The sequence below is a fragment of the Pseudomonas sp. TH07 genome, assembly GCF_016651285.1.
GTDB lineage: Bacteria > Pseudomonadota > Gammaproteobacteria > Pseudomonadales > Pseudomonadaceae > Aquipseudomonas.
On the sequence record NZ_JAEKED010000001.1, the window covers coordinates 3,684,861 to 3,704,489 of the forward strand.

The 19,629-nt window shown below is 62.0% G+C and carries 19 protein-coding genes and 1 tRNA gene; 13 read left to right on the plus strand and 7 right to left on the minus strand.

Annotated elements, in window-relative coordinates:
* Positions 1-99: 99 nt before the first annotated feature.
* Genes JFU57_RS17180 through JFU57_RS17190 form a run of 3 tightly spaced genes read left to right on the plus strand, consistent with a single transcriptional unit; the run spans position 100 to position 3,274 of the window.
* Positions 100-1,509, plus strand: coding sequence for a circularly permuted type 2 ATP-grasp protein (locus JFU57_RS17180; protein WP_078471122.1), 1,410 nt, complete (start codon positions 100-102; stop codon positions 1,507-1,509).
* An 11-nt stretch (positions 1,510-1,520) separates the two neighbouring features.
* Positions 1,521-2,471, plus strand: coding sequence for an alpha-E domain-containing protein (locus JFU57_RS17185; protein ID WP_078471123.1), 951 nt, complete (start codon positions 1,521-1,523; stop codon positions 2,469-2,471).
* Entirely contained in the window at positions 2,468-3,274 is an 807-nt protein-coding gene (locus JFU57_RS17190) for a transglutaminase family protein (protein ID WP_078471124.1), read from the plus strand. Before JFU57_RS17185 ends, JFU57_RS17190 begins: the two co-directional genes overlap by 4 nt.
* A 64-nt stretch (positions 3,275-3,338) precedes the next feature.
* On the opposite strand, the gene JFU57_RS17195 is transcribed toward JFU57_RS17190, so the two are convergent.
* Entirely contained in the window at positions 3,339-4,136 is a 798-nt protein-coding gene (locus JFU57_RS17195) for a c-type cytochrome (RefSeq protein WP_201130155.1), read from the minus strand.
* Between the two features lie 694 nt (positions 4,137-4,830).
* Here JFU57_RS17195 and JFU57_RS17200 point away from each other — a divergent pair.
* The 3 genes from JFU57_RS17200 to JFU57_RS17210 all read left to right on the plus strand — a co-directional run bounded on the left by JFU57_RS17200 (position 4,831) and on the right by JFU57_RS17210 (position 9,040).
* Positions 4,831-6,036 carry an acetyl-CoA C-acetyltransferase gene (locus JFU57_RS17200; protein ID WP_078471126.1) on the plus strand — a complete coding sequence of 402 codons (1,206 nt, stop codon included), beginning with the start codon at positions 4,831-4,833 and terminating at the stop codon, positions 6,034-6,036.
* A gap of 25 nt (positions 6,037-6,061) precedes the next feature.
* Complete coding sequence (locus JFU57_RS17205; RefSeq protein ID WP_201130157.1) at positions 6,062-8,206, plus strand: 3-hydroxyacyl-CoA dehydrogenase NAD-binding domain-containing protein; 2,145 nt, start codon at positions 6,062-6,064, stop codon at positions 8,204-8,206.
* Between the two features lie 105 nt (positions 8,207-8,311).
* Positions 8,312-9,040 (plus strand): amidotransferase, encoded by a 729-nt coding sequence (locus JFU57_RS17210; protein WP_201130159.1) that lies wholly within the window; start codon positions 8,312-8,314, stop codon positions 9,038-9,040.
* A 36-nt stretch (positions 9,041-9,076) separates the two neighbouring features.
* Here JFU57_RS17210 and JFU57_RS17215 read toward each other — a convergent pair whose 3' ends face one another.
* From JFU57_RS17215 to JFU57_RS17225, 3 genes are all read right to left on the minus strand, one after another.
* Positions 9,077-10,048, minus strand: coding sequence for a magnesium and cobalt transport protein CorA (locus tag JFU57_RS17215; RefSeq protein ID WP_020300321.1), 972 nt, complete (start codon positions 10,046-10,048; stop codon positions 9,077-9,079).
* 157 nt (positions 10,049-10,205) lie between these two features.
* Positions 10,206-10,928: a 1-acylglycerol-3-phosphate O-acyltransferase gene (locus JFU57_RS17220; RefSeq protein WP_201130162.1), complete on the minus strand. Its 723-nt coding sequence runs from the start codon at positions 10,926-10,928 to the stop codon at positions 10,206-10,208.
* 214 nt (positions 10,929-11,142) lie between these two features.
* Positions 11,143-11,832: a crotonase/enoyl-CoA hydratase family protein gene (locus tag JFU57_RS17225; protein ID WP_078471130.1), complete on the minus strand. Its 690-nt coding sequence runs from the start codon at positions 11,830-11,832 to the stop codon at positions 11,143-11,145.
* A gap of 319 nt (positions 11,833-12,151) precedes the next feature.
* On the opposite strand from JFU57_RS17225, the gene JFU57_RS17230 reads away from it, so the two are divergent.
* The 6 genes from JFU57_RS17230 to JFU57_RS17255 all read left to right on the plus strand — a co-directional run bounded on the left by JFU57_RS17230 (position 12,152) and on the right by JFU57_RS17255 (position 15,146).
* Positions 12,152-12,241: transfer RNA gene (locus JFU57_RS17230), tRNA-Ser, on the plus strand.
* Between the two features lie 140 nt (positions 12,242-12,381).
* Positions 12,382-12,921: an adenylate kinase gene (locus tag JFU57_RS17235; protein WP_078471277.1), complete on the plus strand. Its 540-nt coding sequence runs from the start codon at positions 12,382-12,384 to the stop codon at positions 12,919-12,921.
* A 161-nt stretch (positions 12,922-13,082) separates the two neighbouring features.
* On the plus strand, positions 13,083-13,277 hold the full coding sequence (locus JFU57_RS17240) for a hypothetical protein (RefSeq protein WP_078471131.1): 195 nt from the start codon (positions 13,083-13,085) through the stop codon (positions 13,275-13,277).
* A gap of 319 nt (positions 13,278-13,596) precedes the next feature.
* On the plus strand, positions 13,597-13,974 hold the full coding sequence (locus tag JFU57_RS17245) for a hypothetical protein (protein WP_043230875.1): 378 nt from the start codon (positions 13,597-13,599) through the stop codon (positions 13,972-13,974).
* A gap of 110 nt (positions 13,975-14,084) precedes the next feature.
* Positions 14,085-14,258 (plus strand): hypothetical protein, encoded by a 174-nt coding sequence (locus JFU57_RS17250; protein WP_178102954.1) that lies wholly within the window; start codon positions 14,085-14,087, stop codon positions 14,256-14,258.
* A 192-nt stretch (positions 14,259-14,450) separates the two neighbouring features.
* Entirely contained in the window at positions 14,451-15,146 is a 696-nt protein-coding gene (locus JFU57_RS17255) for an HAD-IA family hydrolase (RefSeq protein ID WP_078471132.1), read from the plus strand.
* 88 nt (positions 15,147-15,234) lie between these two features.
* On the opposite strand, the gene JFU57_RS17260 is transcribed toward JFU57_RS17255, so the two are convergent.
* A complete protein-coding gene (locus tag JFU57_RS17260; protein WP_201130164.1) occupies positions 15,235-15,981 on the minus strand; it encodes a 3-oxoacyl-ACP reductase family protein in 747 nt (248 codons plus the stop codon).
* A gap of 125 nt (positions 15,982-16,106) precedes the next feature.
* Between JFU57_RS17260 and JFU57_RS17265 the strand changes: the two genes are divergently transcribed.
* Positions 16,107-17,030 carry a LysR family transcriptional regulator gene (locus tag JFU57_RS17265; protein WP_078471134.1) on the plus strand — a complete coding sequence of 308 codons (924 nt, stop codon included), beginning with the start codon at positions 16,107-16,109 and terminating at the stop codon, positions 17,028-17,030.
* 42 nt (positions 17,031-17,072) lie between these two features.
* Here JFU57_RS17265 and JFU57_RS17270 read toward each other — a convergent pair whose 3' ends face one another.
* Both JFU57_RS17270 and JFU57_RS17275 read right to left on the minus strand, forming a co-directional pair.
* The gene (locus tag JFU57_RS17270) at positions 17,073-17,801 is read right to left on the minus strand and encodes an aspartate/glutamate racemase family protein (RefSeq protein ID WP_078471135.1); all 729 of its coding nucleotides are present in this window, start codon (positions 17,799-17,801) and stop codon (positions 17,073-17,075) included.
* Positions 17,802-17,855: 54 nt separating this feature from the next.
* The gene (locus JFU57_RS17275) at positions 17,856-19,391 is read right to left on the minus strand and encodes an NCS1 family nucleobase:cation symporter-1 (RefSeq protein ID WP_201130165.1); all 1,536 of its coding nucleotides are present in this window, start codon (positions 19,389-19,391) and stop codon (positions 17,856-17,858) included.
* Between the last annotated feature and the right edge of the window lie 238 nt (positions 19,392-19,629).

Below are 19,629 nucleotides of genomic sequence, written 5' to 3' on the forward strand. Positions count from 1 at the left end.
CGTCACCGAGAAGTTAATCCAACTAATTGAAATCAAAGCGTTTATGCCAGTGGCACGGGCCTTGCGATGCCTAGATGTCCGGGTGACAAGGAGTACGGCATGATCCGCACCTATTTTGATGAAATGTACGATGCTGGCGGCCAGGTTCGCCCGCATTACCGGGAGTTTGCCCGTTGGCTTGCCGAAACCCCTGACGAGCTTCTGGCACAGCGGCGACGCGAGGCCGACCTGCTGTTTCACCGCGCTGGTATCACCTTCACGCTCTATGGCGACGAGCAGGGCACCGAGCGCCTGATTCCGTTCGACACCATTCCCCGCAGCATTCCGGCCAGTGAGTGGCGGATCGTCGAGCGCGGCTGCATCCAGCGGGTCAAGGCACTGAACATGTTCCTGGCCGATCTTTACCACGACCAGCGGATCATCAAGGCCGGGATCATTCCTGCCGAACAGGTGCTGGCCAACGAGCAATACCAGTTGGCGATGCAGGGGTTGGATCTGCACCGCGATATCTACTCGCATATTTCCGGAGTCGATCTGGTGCGCGACGGCGACGGCACCTATTACGTACTCGAAGACAACCTGCGGACCCCCAGCGGCGTGAGCTACATGCTTGAAGACCGCAAGATGATGATGCGTCTGTTCCCCGAGCTGTTCGCCGCCCAGCGCATCGCGCCAATCGACCATTACCCGAACCTGTTGCTCGATACCCTGAAAAGCTCCAGCGCGCTGGATGACCCGAGTGTCGTGGTGTTGACGCCGGGGCGTTTCAATAGCGCATTCTTCGAACATGCGTTCCTGGCGCGGGAAATGGGCGTGGAACTGGTGGAAGGCGCAGACCTGTTCGTGCGTGACGATCGGGTCTTCATGCGCACCACCGACGGCCCCAAAGCGGTGGATGTGATCTACCGCCGCCTGGATGACGCCTTCCTCGACCCGCTGGCCTTCAACCCGGACTCCATGCTCGGCGTTCCGGGCCTGCTGTCTGCCTATCGTTCGGGCAATGTCGTGCTGGCCAACGCCATCGGCACCGGCGTGGCCGACGACAAGTCGGTTTATCCCTTTGTCACCGACATGATCCGGTTCTATCTGGATGAAGAGCCGATCCTGAAGAACGTGCCGACCTGGCAGTGCCGCAAGCCCGACGAATTGTCCCATGTGCTGGCTCATCTGCCGGAACTGGTGGTCAAGGAAACCCAGGGTTCCGGGGGCTACGGCATGCTGGTGGGACCGGCCGCTACCGCAGCGGAAATCGAGACCTTCCGCGCGCGGATCAAGGCCAAGCCTCACGCCTATATCGCGCAACCCACTTTGTCGCTGTCCACGTGCCCGACCTTTGTCGAAAACGGCATCGCTCCGCGGCACATCGACCTGCGTCCGTTTGTCCTGTCTGGCCGTGAAACCCGTGTCGTGCCCGGTGGTCTTACCCGTGTGGCGCTGCGTGAAGGCTCCCTGGTGGTGAACTCCTCCCAGGGTGGTGGAACCAAGGACACCTGGGTGGTCGAGGATTAAGGAAGCTTGCCATGTTGAGTAGAACCGCCTCGGACCTGTATTGGATGTCGCGTTATCTGGAGCGGGCGGAAAACCTCGCGCGGATGCTCGACGTCAGTTATTCACTGTCATTGATGCCCCAGGACGGTCGCGGCGATGGCTTGCACGAACTGGCCATGCCGCTGCTGATTACCGGCACCCTGGATGACTACCTGGAGCGCCACGGCGAATTGCACGCCGAGCGCCTGTTGCATTTCTTCGCCCTGGACGCCGCCAATCCGGCCAGTATCTACAGCTGCCTGGGCTCGGCACGTGCCAGTGCCCACGCGGTGCGTGGGCGGATCACCGCCGATATGTGGGAAAACATCAACGCCACCTGGCTGGAGATTCGCGGCATTGCCGAACAGGGCCTGAGCCGTTACGGCATGAGCCGGTTCTGCGAGTGGATCAAGGAGCGCTCACACCTGTTTCGAGGCGCTACCTACGGCACCATCATGCGCAACGACGCCTTTCGCTTCATTCGCCTGGGCACCTTTATCGAGCGCGCCGACAACACTTTGCGCCTGCTTGACGCGCGCTACGAGATGGCCGGCGATCAGGCCGACGCCGTCAGCGACGGCACGGCCCATGCCTATTACCAGTGGAGCGCCTTGCTGCGCGCCTTGTCGTCGTTCGAGGCCTACACCGAGATCTACCGCGACGCACCGGGCGCCAGGCATGTGGCCGAGTTGCTGCTGTTGCGCGCTGACGTGCCGCGCTCCCTGCGCGCCTGCACCGAAGAGATCGACCAGATCCTCGCCAGCCTGCCGGGAACCAACGGCCGGCCGGCGCAGCGCCTGGCGGCCGAAATGGATGCGCGCCTGCGCTACACCGGCATCAACGAAATCCTCGAAGAAGGCCTGCACGCCTGGCTGACCGAGTTCATCCCGCTGGTGCGCCAACTGGGCAACGCCATTCACAGTTCCTACCTGGAGGCTGTATGAGACTCTCCATCAGTCACGAAACCGCCTATCACTATGAAAACCAGGTGCGAGCCAGCATCCAATACCTGCGCCTGACGCCCCACGACAGCGAGCGCCAGCACGTGCTCAGTTGGCAGCTTGATCTGCCGCGGCCGGTGCGCGCGCAACTGGATCCCTTCGGCAACATTCTGCACGTGCTGACCCTGGACGAGCCTCACGAGGCGATCATCATCGGCGCGCGCGGGCAGGTGGATATCGACGAGTTGCGCGAGGCCGAGCATGAGAGCCAGTCGCCGCTACCGTTCCTGCGCTTTACCCGGCTCACCGAGGCCGACCAAGCCCTGCGTGCCTTTGCCGACAAACAATGCCGCAAGCGTCGTGATCGCAGCGGGCTGATTGACCTGATGCACGCGCTGAACCAGTACATGACCTATGCACCGGGTTCTACTGCAGTGGACACCAGTGCGGCTCAGGCCTTTGCCGGGCGCTCCGGCGTCTGCCAGGACCACACCCACGCCTTTCTCGCCTGCGCTCGCAGCCTCGGGGTGCCGGCGCGGTACGTATCGGGATACCTGTACAGCGAGAACAGCGAGCACCTGGCTAGCCACGCCTGGGCCGAAGCCTGGCTGGATGACGCCTGGTACAGCTTTGACGTGACCAATGAGCTGGCGCGCCCCGAGCGCCACCTGAAACTGGCGGTGGGCCTGGACTACCTGGATGCCTGCCCGGTGCGTGGCATGCGACGCGGGGGTGGTGGCGAACAGATGCACGCCAAGGTGCTGGTTGCACCGACCCCGCCGGTGATCCTGGTACAGCAGCAGTAGGTTGTACGCCGCGGGCCCAGGGGCGGCCTGTCAGGCGTTTATCTGGCAGCAGTCTTCAAGGCTGCTATTTACGCCCCGCCATATGTTTCAGATAGCCGAGCAGCAACTCCAGCTCCGTGTCCGGCAGGACGCTGCTGGAGAACCCCGGCATCTTCGCCTGGGGCCAGCGGCGCAAGCTTTGCGGATCGCGGATATAGCGCTTGAGAAAGACTTCACCGAAGTACTCGGTCGGGCTGTAGGGGATGTTCAGGTCAGGGCCGAACTGCGAGTCGCCCGCAGCATTCAGGCGATGGCAGGCCAGGCAGTTCTTCTGGAATAACGCAAACCCCTGGTTCACCGGGTCGTCGCTCGCCAGGGCCGGGTCTGGCCGCAAGGCTGGGAAACGCTCGGCAACCGGCGCCAGGCGCTTGATGCTGGCCAGCTCGAACGGCCATTGCTCCGGGCTGATGTGGCCGGCCTGGGGGTTGGTCCAGACCAGGTAGAACGGCCCTGCACTGGGTTTGCCCTGAGCCAGTTTCGGCCAGGGCCTTGACGGGTCCTCGATGGCCAGCCAGGCCCGGGCGCCGTCGCGATTGAGCAGGGGCGCGGCGGAGAGTTCGGCGGCAAACCCGTCCAGGGCCACTGCCTGCAAGTGATCGTCGGCCTTGACCCCTTCCAGCAGCGCCTCAAGTGGCACGGCGCGATAAATCATGTCGCGTTTGTAGGAGACGTCGTCGCTGATGGTAATGGTCTGCACTTCAGGGTGTGCCAGCAACTCCGCGGTCTGCCAGGTGCGGCTGCCTGCGCCCAGCTCCAGGACCAGTTGCGCAGCCTGCAATGGCGTACACAGGAGCAGGGCGCTCCAGAGGATAAGAGGTTTCAATTGATCGCCGTTCTATTGCTGAAAATGAGTGCCCGGGCGCTCCGCAAGAAGCCTGCCTGATGATGGGCAGCGGCGCGGCCATAGGCTGGCTCAGCGGCGCTGCGTCAGGAAGGTTGGCACACAACTTCGCACGCCGAAAGCGCGTCGGCGCGCAATGTGCTGCATGGCGGTGGAACAGCCACGCTGACTAGCCGATCACTTTGGTGAGGTTGGGCAAGATCAAGAGCAAGGTGGTAGCGAAAAGAATGAGCCCGGCTTGACGTACTTTCGAATGCTTGAACATGGCTGTGTGCCTTTTGTTGTTATTCCTGAACATCTGATGCATGCGTCTGTCGACTTCACGATGACCCGACCATGTGTCCCTTTTCTTACACGTGCCCGGGAAATCCCCGGCTGCAACGATTTACTGCCTGCTGTTTCTACCTTAGGGGCCTTGTAACACTTGGCTTAGATCCAATTCATATCAAGTTGTCATGTAAAGCTTTTCAACGGTTATGAGGCTTATTGCCAGCTGCGTCGGCGCCCGTTGGCTAGACAGTTCCCCGTCGTTGTTGGCGACATCTATTAGCTCGCTACCGTTCGTCTGAGCGCGTGGGTCAAGGCCGCTGAGCGTATCGGTCATTGAATCCGGCGCCGCCCGGCCTAAGGTGAGCGCTCTGCCTTTTTCTCTCCCGTACAGCGGTTCGAGGACGTCATGACTGAAGCTTTGATATTCGACGCGTTACGCACGCCCCGTGGCAAAGGCAAGGCCGATGGCGCCTTGTACAGCGTCAAGCCGGTGAACCTGCTGGCCGGGTTGCTCAATGCGCTGCAACGGCGCACCGAGCTCGATACCAGCCAGGTGGATGACATCGTCCTCGGCTGTGTCACGCCGGTGGGCGACCAGGGCGCCGACATTGCCAAGACCGCAGCCCTGGTGGCGGATTGGGACATCAGCGTGGCCGGGGTGCAGATCAACCGGTTTTGCGCGTCGGGCCTGGAGGCGGTCAACCTGGGAGCGATGAAGGTGCGTTCCGGTTTCGAGGACCTGGTGGTGGTCGGCGGTGTCGAGTCCATGTCCCGGGTGCCCATGGGCAGCGACGGCGGGGCCTGGGTCCTGGATCCGCAGACCAACCTGCACAGTCATTTCACCCCGCAGGGTATCGGCGCCGACCTGATCGCGACCCTGGAAGGATTCAGCCGGCAAGACGTCGATACCTTCGCCCTGCAGTCCCAGCAAAAGGCCGCGCGGGCGAGGGCGGATGGGGCCTTCGACAAGTCCCTGGTGCCGGTCCGGGACCAGAACGGCATCCTCCTGCTGGAGCAGGATGAGTTCATCCGTGGCGACTCGACCCTTGAAGGCCTGGGCAAGCTCAAGCCGAGCTTCGAGATGATGGGGCAAATGGGGTTTGACGCCACTGCCTTGCGCGTCTACAGCCATGTCGAGCGCATCAACCATGTGCACACGCCGGGCAACAGTTCGGGGATCGTCGATGGCGCGGCGTTGATGCTGATCGGCTCCGAAGCCAAGGGCCGGGACCTGGGGCTGACGCCTCGGGCGCGGATCGTTGCCACTGCGGTCACCAGTACCGATCCGACCATCATGCTCACCGGGCCGGCCCCGGCCACTCGAAAAGCCTTGGCCAAGGCGGGTTTGCGCATCGAGGACATTGACCTGTTCGAAGTCAACGAAGCGTTTGCCTCAGTGGTGTTGAAATTCATCAAGGACATGGCCATCGACCCGGCCAAGGTCAACGTCAATGGCGGTTCGATCGCCATGGGCCACCCACTGGGCGCCACCGGTTGCGCGATCCTCGGCACCCTGCTCGATGAGCTGGAGGCCCGGCACCAGCGTTACGGCCTGGCGACGCTGTGCGTCGGCGGCGGCATGGGTATCGCCACCATCATCGAACGCCTCTGAGCCCCGACTTCAAGGAAACCTCGTCATGACCGATGCCATCCGTTACGAAAAAGGCCAGGACCAGATTGTGGTGCTGACCATCGATATGCCGGGCCAGAGCGCCAACACCATGAACGCGCAGTACCGCGAAGCCATGGCCGCCAGCGTCGCGCGCCTGCAGGCCGAGGACGCCAGCCTGGCTGGGGTGATCATTACCTCGGCGAAAAAGACCTTCTTTGCCGGCGGTGATCTCAACGAACTGATCGAGGTGGGCAAGCCCGAGGCCAAGGCTTTCTACGACATGGTGCTGAGCCTCAAGGCGCAGCTGCGCGCCCTGGAAACCCTGGGCAAGCCTGTGGTTGCTGCGATCAACGGCGCGGCCCTGGGCGGCGGCTGGGAGATTTGCCTGGCCTGCCACCATCGCATTGCACTGGATGATGAGACGCTGCAGATTGGCCTGCCGGAAGTGACCCTCGGCCTGTTGCCGGGCGGTGGCGGCGTGGTGCGCATGGTCCGCATGCTGGGCCTGGAAAAGGCCTTGCCCTACCTGCTTGAGGGCAAGAAAGTACGGCCGCAACAAGCGTTGCAGGCCGGGCTGGTCGATGAGCTGGCGAGCGACCGTGAGCAGATGTTGGCCAAGGCCCGGGCCTGGATCCTGGCCAACCCCTCGGTCAAACAGCGCTGGGATGTGGCGGGTTACCAGATCCCCGGAGGCACGCCATCGAACCCCAAGGTCGCGCAGATGCTGGCCATTGCCCCCTCGATTTTGCGCAGCAAGACCCATGGCTGCATGCCGGCGCCGGAGAAGATCCTGTGCGCAGCGGTGGAGGGCGCCCAGGTCGATTTCGACACCGCGCACTTGATCGAGACCCGCTATTTCACTGAGCTGACCACCGGCCAGGTGGCGAAGAATATGATTGGCACCTTCTGGTTCGGGCTCAATCAGATCAACGCCGGCGGTTCGCGCCCGCAAGGCATTGCGCCCAAGGTGACGCACAAGGTCGGGGTGCTGGGCGCCGGGATGATGGGCGCGGGAATCGCCTACGTCAGCGCCCTGGCGGGTATCCAGGTGGTGCTCAAGGACATCGACCTGGCGGCGGCCGAGAAGGGCAAGGCGCACTCGGCGACCCTGCTCGAGAAAAAGGTCGCTCGCGGGCAACTCAGTGGGTTGCAGCGTGATGCGGTACTGGCGCGAATCAGCCCCACCGGGCAGGACGCCGATCTGGCGGGCTGCGACCTGATCATCGAAGCGGTCTTCGAGGACCGCGAGCTCAAGGCCAAGGTGTCCTCGGCGGCGCAGCGGGTGGTCGGTGCGGAGGCGGTGATCGCCTCCAACACATCCACCTTGCCCATCAGCGGCCTGGCCAGCGCGGTGCCGAATCCGGACAAGTTCATCGGCCTGCACTTCTTCAGCCCGGTGGACAAAATGCCCTTGGTGGAAATCATCAAGGGGGCTCGCACCAGCGACGAAACTTTGGCCCGAGGTTTTGATTTCGTACTGCAAATCAAGAAAACCCCGATAGTGGTCAACGACAGTCGCGGATTTTTTACTTCGCGGGTATTCGGTACCTTCACCAATGAAGGCATCGCCATGCTGGGCGAAGGTGTCGCCGCAGCGATGATCGAAACCGAGGCGCGCAAGGCCGGCATGCCCATTGGCCCGTTGGCGATCTCCGATGAAGTATCGCTGAGCCTGATGAGCCACATTCGCCAGCAGACCACCAAGGACCTGCAGGCCGAAGGCAAGCCGCCTATTGAGCATCCAGCCTTTGCCGTGATCGATCTGCTGCTCAACGAATACAAGCGCCCCGGCAAGGCGGCGGGCGGCGGTTTCTACGATTACCCGGCGGGGGCGCCGAAGCACCTGTGGCCGGAGCTCAAGGTGCGCCTGGAAAAAGCCGAGGGGCAGATTTCTGCGCAGGACGTGCGTGACCGGTTGCTGTTCATCCAGGCCATCGAGACCGTGCGTTGCCTGGAAGAGGGCGTGCTGCACTCGACGGCGGATGCCAACGTCGGTTCGATTTTCGGCATTGGTTTCGCCGCCTGGACCGGCGGCGCCCTGCAGTTCATCAACCAGTACGGCTTGCGGGATTTCATCGCCCGCAGCCACTACCTGGCGGAGCAATACGGCCAGCGTTTCGCACCACCGGCCCTGCTTCTGGAAAAGGCCGCCCAGGGCCAATGCTTCTGATGCTGAACGGCGTGCAGTGAACCTTTCCGGGGCTTGCCTTGACCCAGTGTTTCAAGGCAGGCTCTGGGCTGTTCATTATTCCCATCATCGTGTCAGGTATTTTTTATGTCGCTACGCATCTGCATTCTGGAAACCGACATCCTGCGTCCCGAACTGGTCGATCAATATCAGGGTTACGGGCAGATGTTTCAGCGCCTGTTTTCACAGCAACCGATCGCCGCCGAATTCACCGTCTATAACGTGATGCAGGGCGATTACCCGAGTGATGACCTGAGCTTCGATGCGTACCTGGTCACCGGTAGCAAGGCCGATTCCTTCGGCACCGATCCCTGGATTCAAACCCTCAAGACTTACCTGTTGGCGCGCTACGAGCGCGGCGACAAGCTGCTGGGCATCTGCTTCGGCCATCAATTGCTGGCGCTGCTGCTGGGCGGCAAAAGCGAAAGGGCAAGTCAGGGCTGGGGCGTGGGCACCCACAACTACAAGCTGGCCGCCAAGGCCCCCTGGATGAGCCCGCTGGTGGAAGAGCTGACTCTGCTGATCAGCCACCAGGACCAGGTCACCGCCTTGCCGGAAAACGCCACGGTGATCGCCTCCAGCGACTTCTGTCCGTTCGCCGCCTATCACATCAATGACCAGGTGCTGTGCTTCCAGGGGCACCCGGAGTTCATCCACGACTATTCCCGAGCGCTGCTGGAGATTCGCCAGCAACACCTGGGCGAGCAGATCTACCAGCAAGGCATGGCCAGCCTCGATCACGCCCACCATGGCGCCACGGTCGCGGAATGGATGATGCGCTTTGTGGCCCACACCCCTGAGGTCAAGTCGGCCTGAAGCGGCTCAGCCCGGTTCCTGCAACAGGGGCCGGGCCTACAACCATCCCGAGCGCTTGAAGCTGGCCCACAGGCTGACGCAGCCGACACTGATGAACCCCAGTACGCCGAAGTAGCCGTAATGCCAGCTCAGCTCCGGCATGTTCTGGAAGTTCATGCCGTAGATCCCCGCCACCGCGGTCGGAAACGCCAGGATCGCCGCCCAGGCCGCGAACTTGCGTTGCACCACGCTTTGCCGCGAGGCCTCCAGCAGCACACCGATTTCGATGGTCTGACTGGCGATGTCGCGCAGGGTCGACAAGTCTTCCATTTGCCGCGTGACGTGAATTTGCACGTCACGAAAGTACGGCCGCATGTTCTTGTCGATAAACGGGAAGCTGAGCTTTTGCAGCTCCTCACTGATCTCCACCATCGGCGCCACGTGCCGCCGCAGACGCAGGACGTCGCGACGCAGGCCGTGAAGGTTCTGGATGTCGCGCTCGTTCAATGAGTCGCACAGGACATTGCGTTCCAGTTCGTCGATCTCGGCGTGGATCGCCTCACTGACCGGCTGGTAGTTCTCGGTGACGAAATCCAGCAGGGCGTAGAGCACGAAGTCTTCGCCATGCTCCAGCAGCAGTGGCCGCGCTTCGCAGCGCTGGCGCACGTAGCCGTAGGATTTGGAGTGGCCGTTGCGGGCGGTGATGATGTAGCCGTTGCCGGCAAAGATGTGGGTTTCGATGAACTCCAGCTTGCCGGCCTCGCGCACCGGGGAATAAGTGACGATAAACAGCGCGTCGCCGAAGGTTTCCAGCTTCGGCCGGCTGTGTTTTTCCAGGGCGTCCTCAATGGCCAGTTCATGCAGGTTGAACTGGCGTTGCAGGTTGGCCAGTTCGTGAGCATTGGGTTCTTCCAGGCCGATCCAGACAAAGTGACCGGGTTTGGCCGCCCAGGCGGCCCCTTCGTCGAGGGTGATATCAGTGACTTTCTTACCGGCGCTGTAAACGGCAGCAGCAACAACTCTACCCATAGTTCTTGTTCGCTTCTTCTTATCAACATGATCGAGACAGACCTGCACCAGCTTAGCCTGCAATACCTGATCAGAGTCAGCAGAATCGGCGGAGTTCGCCGTTAATAAAAAGCCCGCACAAGGCGGGCCATTCGGGGCAAAAGAGGGGGCGCCAGCATCAGCCCGGTTGCAGCTGGCGATCCATCGAGGCGATGCATTCGCGCATCTGTTCACGGCACTGGGCAATCAACAGCGGCATGTCATCCATGCTCAAGCCGGCAGTGGGAATGGCCGGCAGCGAGCGGATCAGGATCTTGCCGCTGCGCCAGCGACTCAGATTCATCTGTTTGATATAGCTGCTGACACACACGGGTACGATGGGCACGCCGGCTGCTATCGCCATCTGGAACGCGCCTTTCTTGAATGGCAGCAGGTCTTCACCGAAGTTGCGCGTGCCCTCGGGGAACACCCAGATCGAGGTGTCCTCGTGCTGCAAGGTGTGGGTGGTGGTCAGCATCGAGCGCCGGGCCTTTTGTGCGTTGCCACGGTCAATCAGCACATTGCCCGCCAGCCAGAACAGTTGGCCGAACAAAGGCACCCACTTCAGGCTCTTCTTGCCGATGCACACGGTACGGCGCGGCACCACGTTGCCAAACACAAACAGGTCGTAGTTGGATTGGTGGTTGGCAATGATCACGCAGCTCTGTGGCTTGTCCATCAGCGAGCCAACGTCAGCCTTGACCCGCAGGTGCAGGATGCACATCGCCGGCCACGCATAGAGGCGCGCGCAGAGGCGGCTGTTGTCCGGGTTGAACGGGCGGCATAGGCCAATCAGCACGCCAAGCACCCCCGCAGCCATAAAGTGCAGCCCCATCAACAACATACGAAACAAATACAGCATCTACGGGCCCACCTGGGACAAAAGGTGGCGCAGTGTACGGATGTGCACTGGTTTCGGCAATTGCTGCCATTCACTGGAGATGGCCGATGTTTAAGCGCATGTTTCCAGCAGAAGGGCTCAGCTGCGGTTTAGAGCGGTTGCCGTAAGTGATCGGGCTCGGGCAAGAAAAAGCCCGACGCTGAGGTCGGGCTTTTGCCGGGCAAATTCCGGGGTGTTAGCCCAAGTGCTCCTGATCCTGAATGATGGCGTTGTCCAGGGTGTCCAGCAGTGCCTTGCGCACCTTCAGCTTGGTGTTCTTGTGAGCGGTCATGTTGATCTTCTTCAACTGACGTGCAACTTCCAGCGCGGCGCTGGTCAGCTCATCGGGGCTTACCACCTTGTCGAGGAAGCCTGCGTCCACCGCGCTTTGCGGGTTGAACATCTCGCCGTTGATCACTGAGCGATGGAACGCCGACCGGCGCAGGCGATCACGGGCCAGTTCGATCCCGGCGTGGTGCATGGTCATGCCGATCTGCACCTCGTTGAGGCCGATGCTGAACGGGCCGTCGACGCCAATCCGGTAGTCGGCCGACAACAGGATGAATGCGCCCTTGGCCACTGCGTGCCCAGGGCAGGCAACGATCACCGGAAACGGGTGCGACAGCAGGCGCCGCGCCAGGGTCGAACCCGAAGTCACCAGGCTCACGGCCTCCTTGGGGCCGGCAGTCATGACCTTCAGGTCATAGCCGCCTGACAGAATGCCCGGCTGACCGGTGATGATCACTACGGCACGGTCGGCGACCGCACGGTCCAGCGCGGCATTGAAGGCGACAATCACGTCCGGGGAAATGGCATTGACCTTGCCATTGCTCAAGGTCAGGGTCGCGATACCGTCTTCGAGATGGTAAGAAATCAATTCACTCATGACGCAATTCCTTGTATTGAAGTGGGGCAGACGTTACCCACCACCGTAGGTCAGGTAAAGCGCTGTGACTGACTGATGAGTCAGCCTTTCAGCGCTCGACAAGCCTAGCCGGCCACACAGACCGTGCATCACCCCTTCTATATAGAGGGGCGCCAGGCCAGAGATTGGCCGGTTTGCCATGGCCCAATCCCAGTCCTGAGCCCGGCAATCTGCAGAAATGCCTTAAGCGCATGAAAATTCTCAAAAAAACCTTTGCCATCGGAAAAGCTTTCGACTACATTAGCGCGCCTCGACAGACTGAATCAGTTTGACGAGACACGGTTGGGTGTCCGAGAGGCTTAAGGAGCACGCCTGGAAAGTGTGTATACAGGAAACTGTATCGAGGGTTCGAATCCCTCCTCAACCGCCATATTCGATGTACACAAAACCCCTGGTTTCCTTGAGAAGCCAGGGGTTTTGTGGTTTCTGGCATTTGAAAATTCACCCGCCTGCGGCATTGATGACCTCGGTGGCTGGGCGAATGTCGGATTGGGCAAGGGAGTCCTGAAGATGGGGAGGCGGATTTACATCAGCGGCGCATCCGGTGCCGGCGTCAGCACCCTGGGTGCCGCGTTGGCGGCGAGGCTTGGGGTGGCGCATGTGGATGTCGATGATTACTACTGGTACCCGACTGAGCCACCCTTTGTGCAGGCGCGCCCTGTGTTGGAACGTGTGAGTCTGCTTCGTGGGGTTCTGGCTGAGGGTGACTGGGTGCTTTCCGGTTCCCTGGATGGCTGGGGCGACGAGGTGATTCAAGGCGTTGACTGGGTGGTGTTTGTCGACACGCCGACGGCGCTGCGTATTGAGCGGATCAAGGCGCGGGAATTGCAGTGTCACGGTGAGCGCATTCTTCCGGGCGGGGACATGCATGAGAATCACCTGGCGTTCCTCGCCTGGGCCGAAAGCTATGAGTCGGGCAGCCGGGCCGGGCGCAATCGACCGCGACATGAGCGCTGGCTCGATCAGTTGCCGCTGCCCTGGCTGCGGGTCGACGGTGCGCTGCCGACCGAGTTGCTGTTGCAGCGGGTCCTGTCAGCGATTGCTGGTTGAGTGGCCTGCGACAAAAGCCCGCGGCCGTTCGTCGGTGCCTTGTGCCTCTGAACGGGCAGGTCTGTAAATGACCGACTAGTCTGAAGCGCCGTGATGGTCAGTATTTCCAAGGCAATCAGGTGCTTGCCGGTGCTGGCTGGTTGTTGATAGGAGCTGGGCTTATGAGTGTTCCTTATATCGAGGACAACGGGGATGAGTTCCCCATCAACAATCTGGTGCGCTGCGGTCAGGCAGCGTTTGACGTGGACGCGGGTGAATCCCTGGCCAAGGTTGTGGCGGGCAGGAGCCCGTCGCGTGCTCCGTTGAAGGTCGGTGGAGCGAAGTTTTTCCCCAAGGCGCTGCCGTTGCGCAAATGACTCGAGTGTTGATTGAGCCCCGCCAGCCAGCGGGGCTTTTTATTGGGCGGGTTGGGGAGGGGCTGCGGCGGATTGAATCGTGTGGGATAGGGCGGCGGCGTTTTTTCACATAATCTTCACATCCGGGGCAGTAGGCTCAGCTCATCCGTTAGAAAGCAATCCATTGGCCCGTTACCCCAGCGGGCTTTTTTTTGCCTGTCTTAAAACTCTTTGTGTATAAGCTGTCCAACTCACGCGATATCAGGTGTGGGGCGCTCTGTCGTGCGCCCATTCCGATCTGCACGTGGGTCTTCGATCTTCTTTTTTTGAGGTTTATGTCATGCGTTTAACACTGCCTGCTCTGGTTGTAGGGCTTCTGGTCGCTCAAGGTGCGATGGCTGGCGACGGCACTGCGGCGATTGGCGGCGGCCTGGGTGGCGTCTTGGGTAATGTGGTCGGCCAGCAGATGGGTGGCAGCACTGGCGCGGCGATCGGCGCCGGTGTAGCGGGTGCGGCCGGCAGTGCCGTGGGCGCGCGCAAGGGTAGCCGGGTCCAGGCTGCGGTAGGCGGCGGTATCGGATCGGCGGGCGGTTCGGTCATCGGCAGCAAGCTGGGCGGCAGTACCGGTTCGAATATCGGTGCCGGCCTGGGTGGCGCAGCCGGTGGCGCGCTGGGCAGCAGCATGGGTAACAAGGGTCACAAGCACAAACATCGTTGAGCATCAGCGGTCGTTGAAAAGCCCGGCAATTTGCCGGGCTTTTTTAGGGTTGAACGTTTTGCGGTTTTTCGATTCGAAATTTTACCTCCCCCGCGAAAATCGAGACTGCCATGACCCCCGAAACTGCAGGCAATGAAGAGAAAGGCCCAAGCGGACTGCCCTTTATCAACGATCCGGGCAACGAAGATCCGGGTTCGCTGATGGATGATGCGCAGGTGCCACTCAACGACGCCGACGAAGCGCTGGATGAAGACGACGAGCCGGATCCCGACGACAGTTACTGAGATTCGCCCCCGCCCTTGGCGTTGAGCCGCCCGTCGCGCCGCCCTCCGTGGCGCTTTTCACCGCGCCCGAGAATCACTGCCCGTTGCCCCTGGCCCGTGCACGCCGCTATGCTGCTGAACCCATTAATCGAGCAAAAAACTGGGCGTACCTGAGCCGCTCCCCGGATGTTTTTTGTTAACGGAGCAGACGCGATGAATGCACGGTTGAATGAATTGGGCCCGATCAAGGCCGTTATTTTCGATATGGATGGATTGCTGCTGGACACCGAGGGCATTTACACCGAGGTCACCCAGCTGATTGCCGATCGCTACGGTCGCACGTTCGACTGGAGCATCAAACAGAACATCATTGGCCGTGGCGCCGGTGACCTGGCGCGCTATGTGGTCGAAGCACTGGAGCTGCCGATCAGCGCCGAGGAGTTCCTGGTCATCCGCGAACCGCTGATGCGCGAGCGTTTCCCCCGTGCCCTGGCCATGCCGGGCGCCCGGGAGCTGGTGCAGCATCTGAAGGCGCATAAGGTGCCGATTGCCGTGGGCACCAGTTCGTCACGCCAGTCCTTCGGCCAGAAAACCACGCTGCATACGGACTGGTTCGCCCTGTTCGACACCGTGGTCACTGCCGATGACCCCGAGGTTGGCGCGGCCAAGCCGGCGCCGGATATCTTCCTCACCGCCGCTCGGCGACTGGGGGTGGCGCCGCAAGATTGCCTGGTGTTCGAGGATTCGCCGTTTGGCGTGACCGCCGCCAAGGCCGCCGGCATGACCGCGATTGCGGTACCGGACCCGGCCATGGCTGATGAGCGCTATGCCCATGCCGATGCCATTATCCGTTCGCTGAAAGCGTTCCAGCCCGGCGCCTGCGGCTTGCCTTCGCTGCAATGGGCGTGACACCGATCAACGCCGCGTGACCGCGTGACAGCAAAGCGCCGGGCAACCTGATGACAGGGTTGCCCGGCGTTTTTGTGTGGCTGGCGGATCAGGCGCCGAAACCACCGTCGATGGTCAGGCTGGCCCCGGTGATGTAGGCCGCTTCAGGGCCGGCCAGGTAGGCGACGAAACTGGCGATCTCTTCAACCTTGCCGTAGCGGCCGACCGCCATGTAGCCCATCAGGGATTCGGCGAAATCGCTGTCGGCCGGGTTCATGTCGGTGTCTACCGGGCCGGGTTGCACGTTATTGATGGTGATGCCTTGCGGACCCAAGTCGCGGGCCAGGCCCTTGGTCAGGCCCACCAGCGCAGCCTTGCTCATGGCATACGGGCCGCCGCCGGCGAAGGGCATGCGATCGGCATTGGTGCTGCCGATGTTGATGATGCGTCCGCCCTGGCCCATGTGGCGGGCGGCTTCCTGGGTGGCGATAAACACGCTGCGCACGTTGATGGCCAGGGTCTGGTCGAAATCTTCGAGTTTGAAATCCTCCAGAGGTGCTACGGCCAGCACCCCGGCGTTGTTGACCAGGATGTCCAGGCGGCCAAAGGTCTCGACGGTATGGTTGACAGCCTGGCGAATGGCGGCTGCGTCGGCGCTGTCGGCCTTGATCGCCAGGGCCTTGCCGCCACTGGCAATGATCGCGTTCTGCAGCTCTTCAGCCTTGGCGGTCGAGCTGACGTAGGTGAAGGCAACCACTGCGCCTTCGGCGGCCAGGCGTTTGACGATGGCGGCGCCGATGCCGCGGGAACCGCCCTGGATCAGGGCCACTTTGCCGTTGAGGGATGAGGTGTTCATGTCGTTCTCCTGAAGTTCAAGGCGGGTTGCCTTGTGAATGGAGCCGAGTATCGACCGCTGATTAGCAGCTGTGTAGCGGGTAATCCCTATACTCTGTGTAAACCAAAAGTTTAGAGTCGCCGCTAATGGAAGCCTTCAGCAGCATCGAATGTTTTGTCCGCAGTGCCGAAGTCGGGAGTTTTGCCGAAGCTGCACGGCGGCTGGGCCTGACCCCCGCCGCGGTCGGCAAGAGTGTAGCCAAGCTGGAAGCCCGGCTTGGGGTCAGATTGTTCCAGCGCAGCACCCGGCGCCTGACGCTGACCGAAGCCGGGCGCCTGTTTCTTGCTGAAGTCAGCGACAGCCTGCAGACCATCCAGAATGCCGTGAGTACCTTGGCCAATGCCCAGGGGCGTCCGGCCGGTACGCTCAAGGTCAGTGTGGGCACGGTCTTTGGCTGTCTGTACATCGTGCCGATGCTGGGGGAGTTTCTGCAGCGTTACCCGGAAATCCACCCGGACTGGCATTTTGACAACCGGCAGGTGGATCTGATCGGCCAGGGCTTCGATGCGGCCATCGGCGGTGGCTTCGAGTTGCCCCAGGGGGTCGTCGCGCGCAAATTGTCACCGGCCCATCGCGTGCTGGTGGCCAGTGCGGGTTACCTGCAAGGCTGCGCAGCCATTGACCAGCCCGAAGACCTGCACCATTGCCGGGGGATCCTGATTCGCTCGCCACAGACCGGACGAATCCGCACCTGGCAACTGACCGGGCGTGCCGGGGCCATGCAGCCTCTGGAACTCAAGGCCGGCATGACCATGAGCGACTCCCAGGCGGCGTGCATTGCGGCCGCTCAGGGTTTGGGGGTGGCGCTGGTCAGCATGCCGTTTGCCGTCAACTACCTGCGTTCCGGTGCCTTGCAGCGGGTGTTGCCGGACTGGTACGTGGATGACGGCTTTACCTCGATCTATTACGCCGAGCACAAGCTGCTGCCGGGCAAGACCCGGGCCTTTGTCGACTTTGTGCTTGAGCAGTTCGCCGAGCAGGGGTTGGCGCAGGCATTCAGCGCGGTGTGATGGCCGGCCCCGAAGCCGGGGCCGGCCCAAGCGTCATGCCACTCAGCGCCCGAAGCGCAGCGGCCAGCCGACAATGGTCTTGGGGCGCGGCGTGGCGTAGGTGCGCACCTTGGAGGTGGACAGCCCGAGCCGCACCAGGGACTCGGCGATGGTCACCGCCGCCGTTACCCCATCCACCACGGGCACGCCGGTGCGCTGGCGAATCTGCTCGTCGAGACCGGCCATGCCGCCGCAACCCAGACAGATGACCTCGGCCTTGTCTTCGCTGACCGCCAGCTCCGCCTGGCGCACGATGGCCTGCACCGCGCGCTGTGGGTCCTGTTCCAGCTCCAGTACCGCCAGGCCGCTGGCCCGTACCGAGGCGCAACGGTCGTAGAGGCCGGAGAGCTTGAGCCGGTCTTCGATCAGCGGCACGGTGCGGTCCAGGGTGGTCACCACCGAGTAGGCGTGGCCCAGGAACATCGCTGTACTGGCGGCGGCGTCGGTGATGTCCACCACTGGCACATTGAGCAGTTCCTGCAGGCCTTCGCGGCCGTGTTCGCCATAGCCGGCCTGGATCACCGCGTCATAGGGCTGGTCGTAGGCCAGCACCCGGTCCATCACCGCGATGGCAGCCAGGTAGCTTTCGAAATTGCCTTCGACCGATTCGGCGCCGAAGTACGGGGTCAGGCCGACGATCTCGGTGCCGGGGGCCGCCACGCTTTGGGCCTGGCGGGCGATGGCCTGGGTGATGGAGTCGGTGGTGTTGACGTTGATCACGAGAATACGCATGAACATTCCTTGCACGTTTGCTTCAAGGGGGCCGTTGTGACGGCCGGCTAGCGGTCAGTGGCTGACGTTGTCGACCGCGATGGATTCGCCGCTGATGTCGGCGTAAAAGGCCTCGCGCCGGGCGATCAGCAGGTACAGCAGGGCGGCGATCCCGGCGCCAAACAGCCAGGAGAAGGGCGAGACGCTGGCAAACCCCGGCATCAGCGCCAGGACAATGGCGATCAGCGCGGCGGGAACGAAGGCCGCCACGGCCCTCAGGTTGACCCCGCGGCTATAGAAGTACGCGCCTTGCGGGTCTTCGCTGTAGAGCTCGGGCACGTTGATCCGGCCTTTGCGCACCAGCCAGTAGTCGACCATGATCACGCCGTACAGCGGCCCCAGCAGGGCGCCGAGCCCGGACAGGAAGTACACGATTACCAGCGGGCTGTTGTAGAGGTTCCACGGCAGGATCAGGACCGCGATGGCGGCGCTGATCAGCCCGGCGCGGCGGAAGGTCAGGTACTTGGGCGCCAGGTTGCTGAGGACGAAAGCCGGGGCGACGAAGTTGGCCATGATGTTCACCGCCACGGTGACAATCAGGAAGGCCAGGCAACCCAGGACCAGGAACCCGGTGTTGGGAATCGAGGCAATGATTTCGGTGGGGCTTTCAATCACCCGTCCGTTGATCTGGAACTGCGCGCCGCAGAGCACCACGGTAATGACGGCAAACACCAGGATGTTCACCGGCAGGCCCCAGAAGTTGCCCACCAGGATGGTCCTGCGGCAGGGCGACGAGCGGGCGAAGTCGCAGAAGTTGAGAATCAGGGTGCCGTAGATTGCCAGCCACAACGCGCCACCGGCAAAGATCTGGCGCCACATCTCGCCGCCGCTCAGGGGCTCGCGGATCGACCAGGCAATGCGCGCGTCGGCCTGGGTGTACATCCAGAGGGCCAGGGCGGCGACGGTCAGCAGAATCACCGGCCCGGCAAACCCTTCATAGCGCCGGACCATTTCCATGCCGTAGGCCAGAATCACCAACTGCACCAGCCAGATCACCACGAAGCAGGCCCAACCCAGGCCCGACAGGCCGAGGATCAGCTGTTGGTCATACTCGGCAAACCCCGGGTGGATGGCGATCAGCAACACGCGAAAGACCACCGACGCCAGGTAGGTCTGGATGCCGAACCAGGCAATGGCGATGACCGCTCGGATCAGCGCCGGAATCTGCGCGCCGTGGATACCGAAACTGATGCGGCTGATCACCGGGAAGGGCACACCGGTCTTTTGCCCCATGTAGCCGGAGAGGTTCATGAAGAAGTACACCAGCGCCGCGCCGATCCCCAGCGACAGCAGGATCTGCCAGCCGCCCAGGCCCAGGGCGTAGAGCCCGATGGCGAAGGAGTAGTTGGCGATGTTGTGCACATCGTTGGTCCACAGGGCAAAGATGCTGTAGCGACCCCAACGCCGGCCTTCGATTCTGGTGGGCGCCAGGTCTTTGTTGTGCAGGCGTGGGCTCAGGGCCGGCAATGCTCCAGGGGACGGGTCAGGGTAGGTCGAGGGGCGCGAGGAGGGCAGTTCGAGTGCGATGTTGTTAGAGGTATTTGTACGCATTCCGGCAGGCTCCTGACTGCGAGGCCCGCGATGACTGTGCTTGAGCTCATGCTCGACAATCTTCGTCGCAAGGCCCCGTAAGTCACTGGGTTCGGGGCATCTGCAGCCTGGCTCGCTGGACAGGCTTGCGGATATAAAGTGTATGTATGTTTTGTAATAATTGTATACAAAACACGAATTCACTTAAGCCACTTCTGTGCCAGATATTTATCTATATCGCCGGGTTTTAATTTCCTTT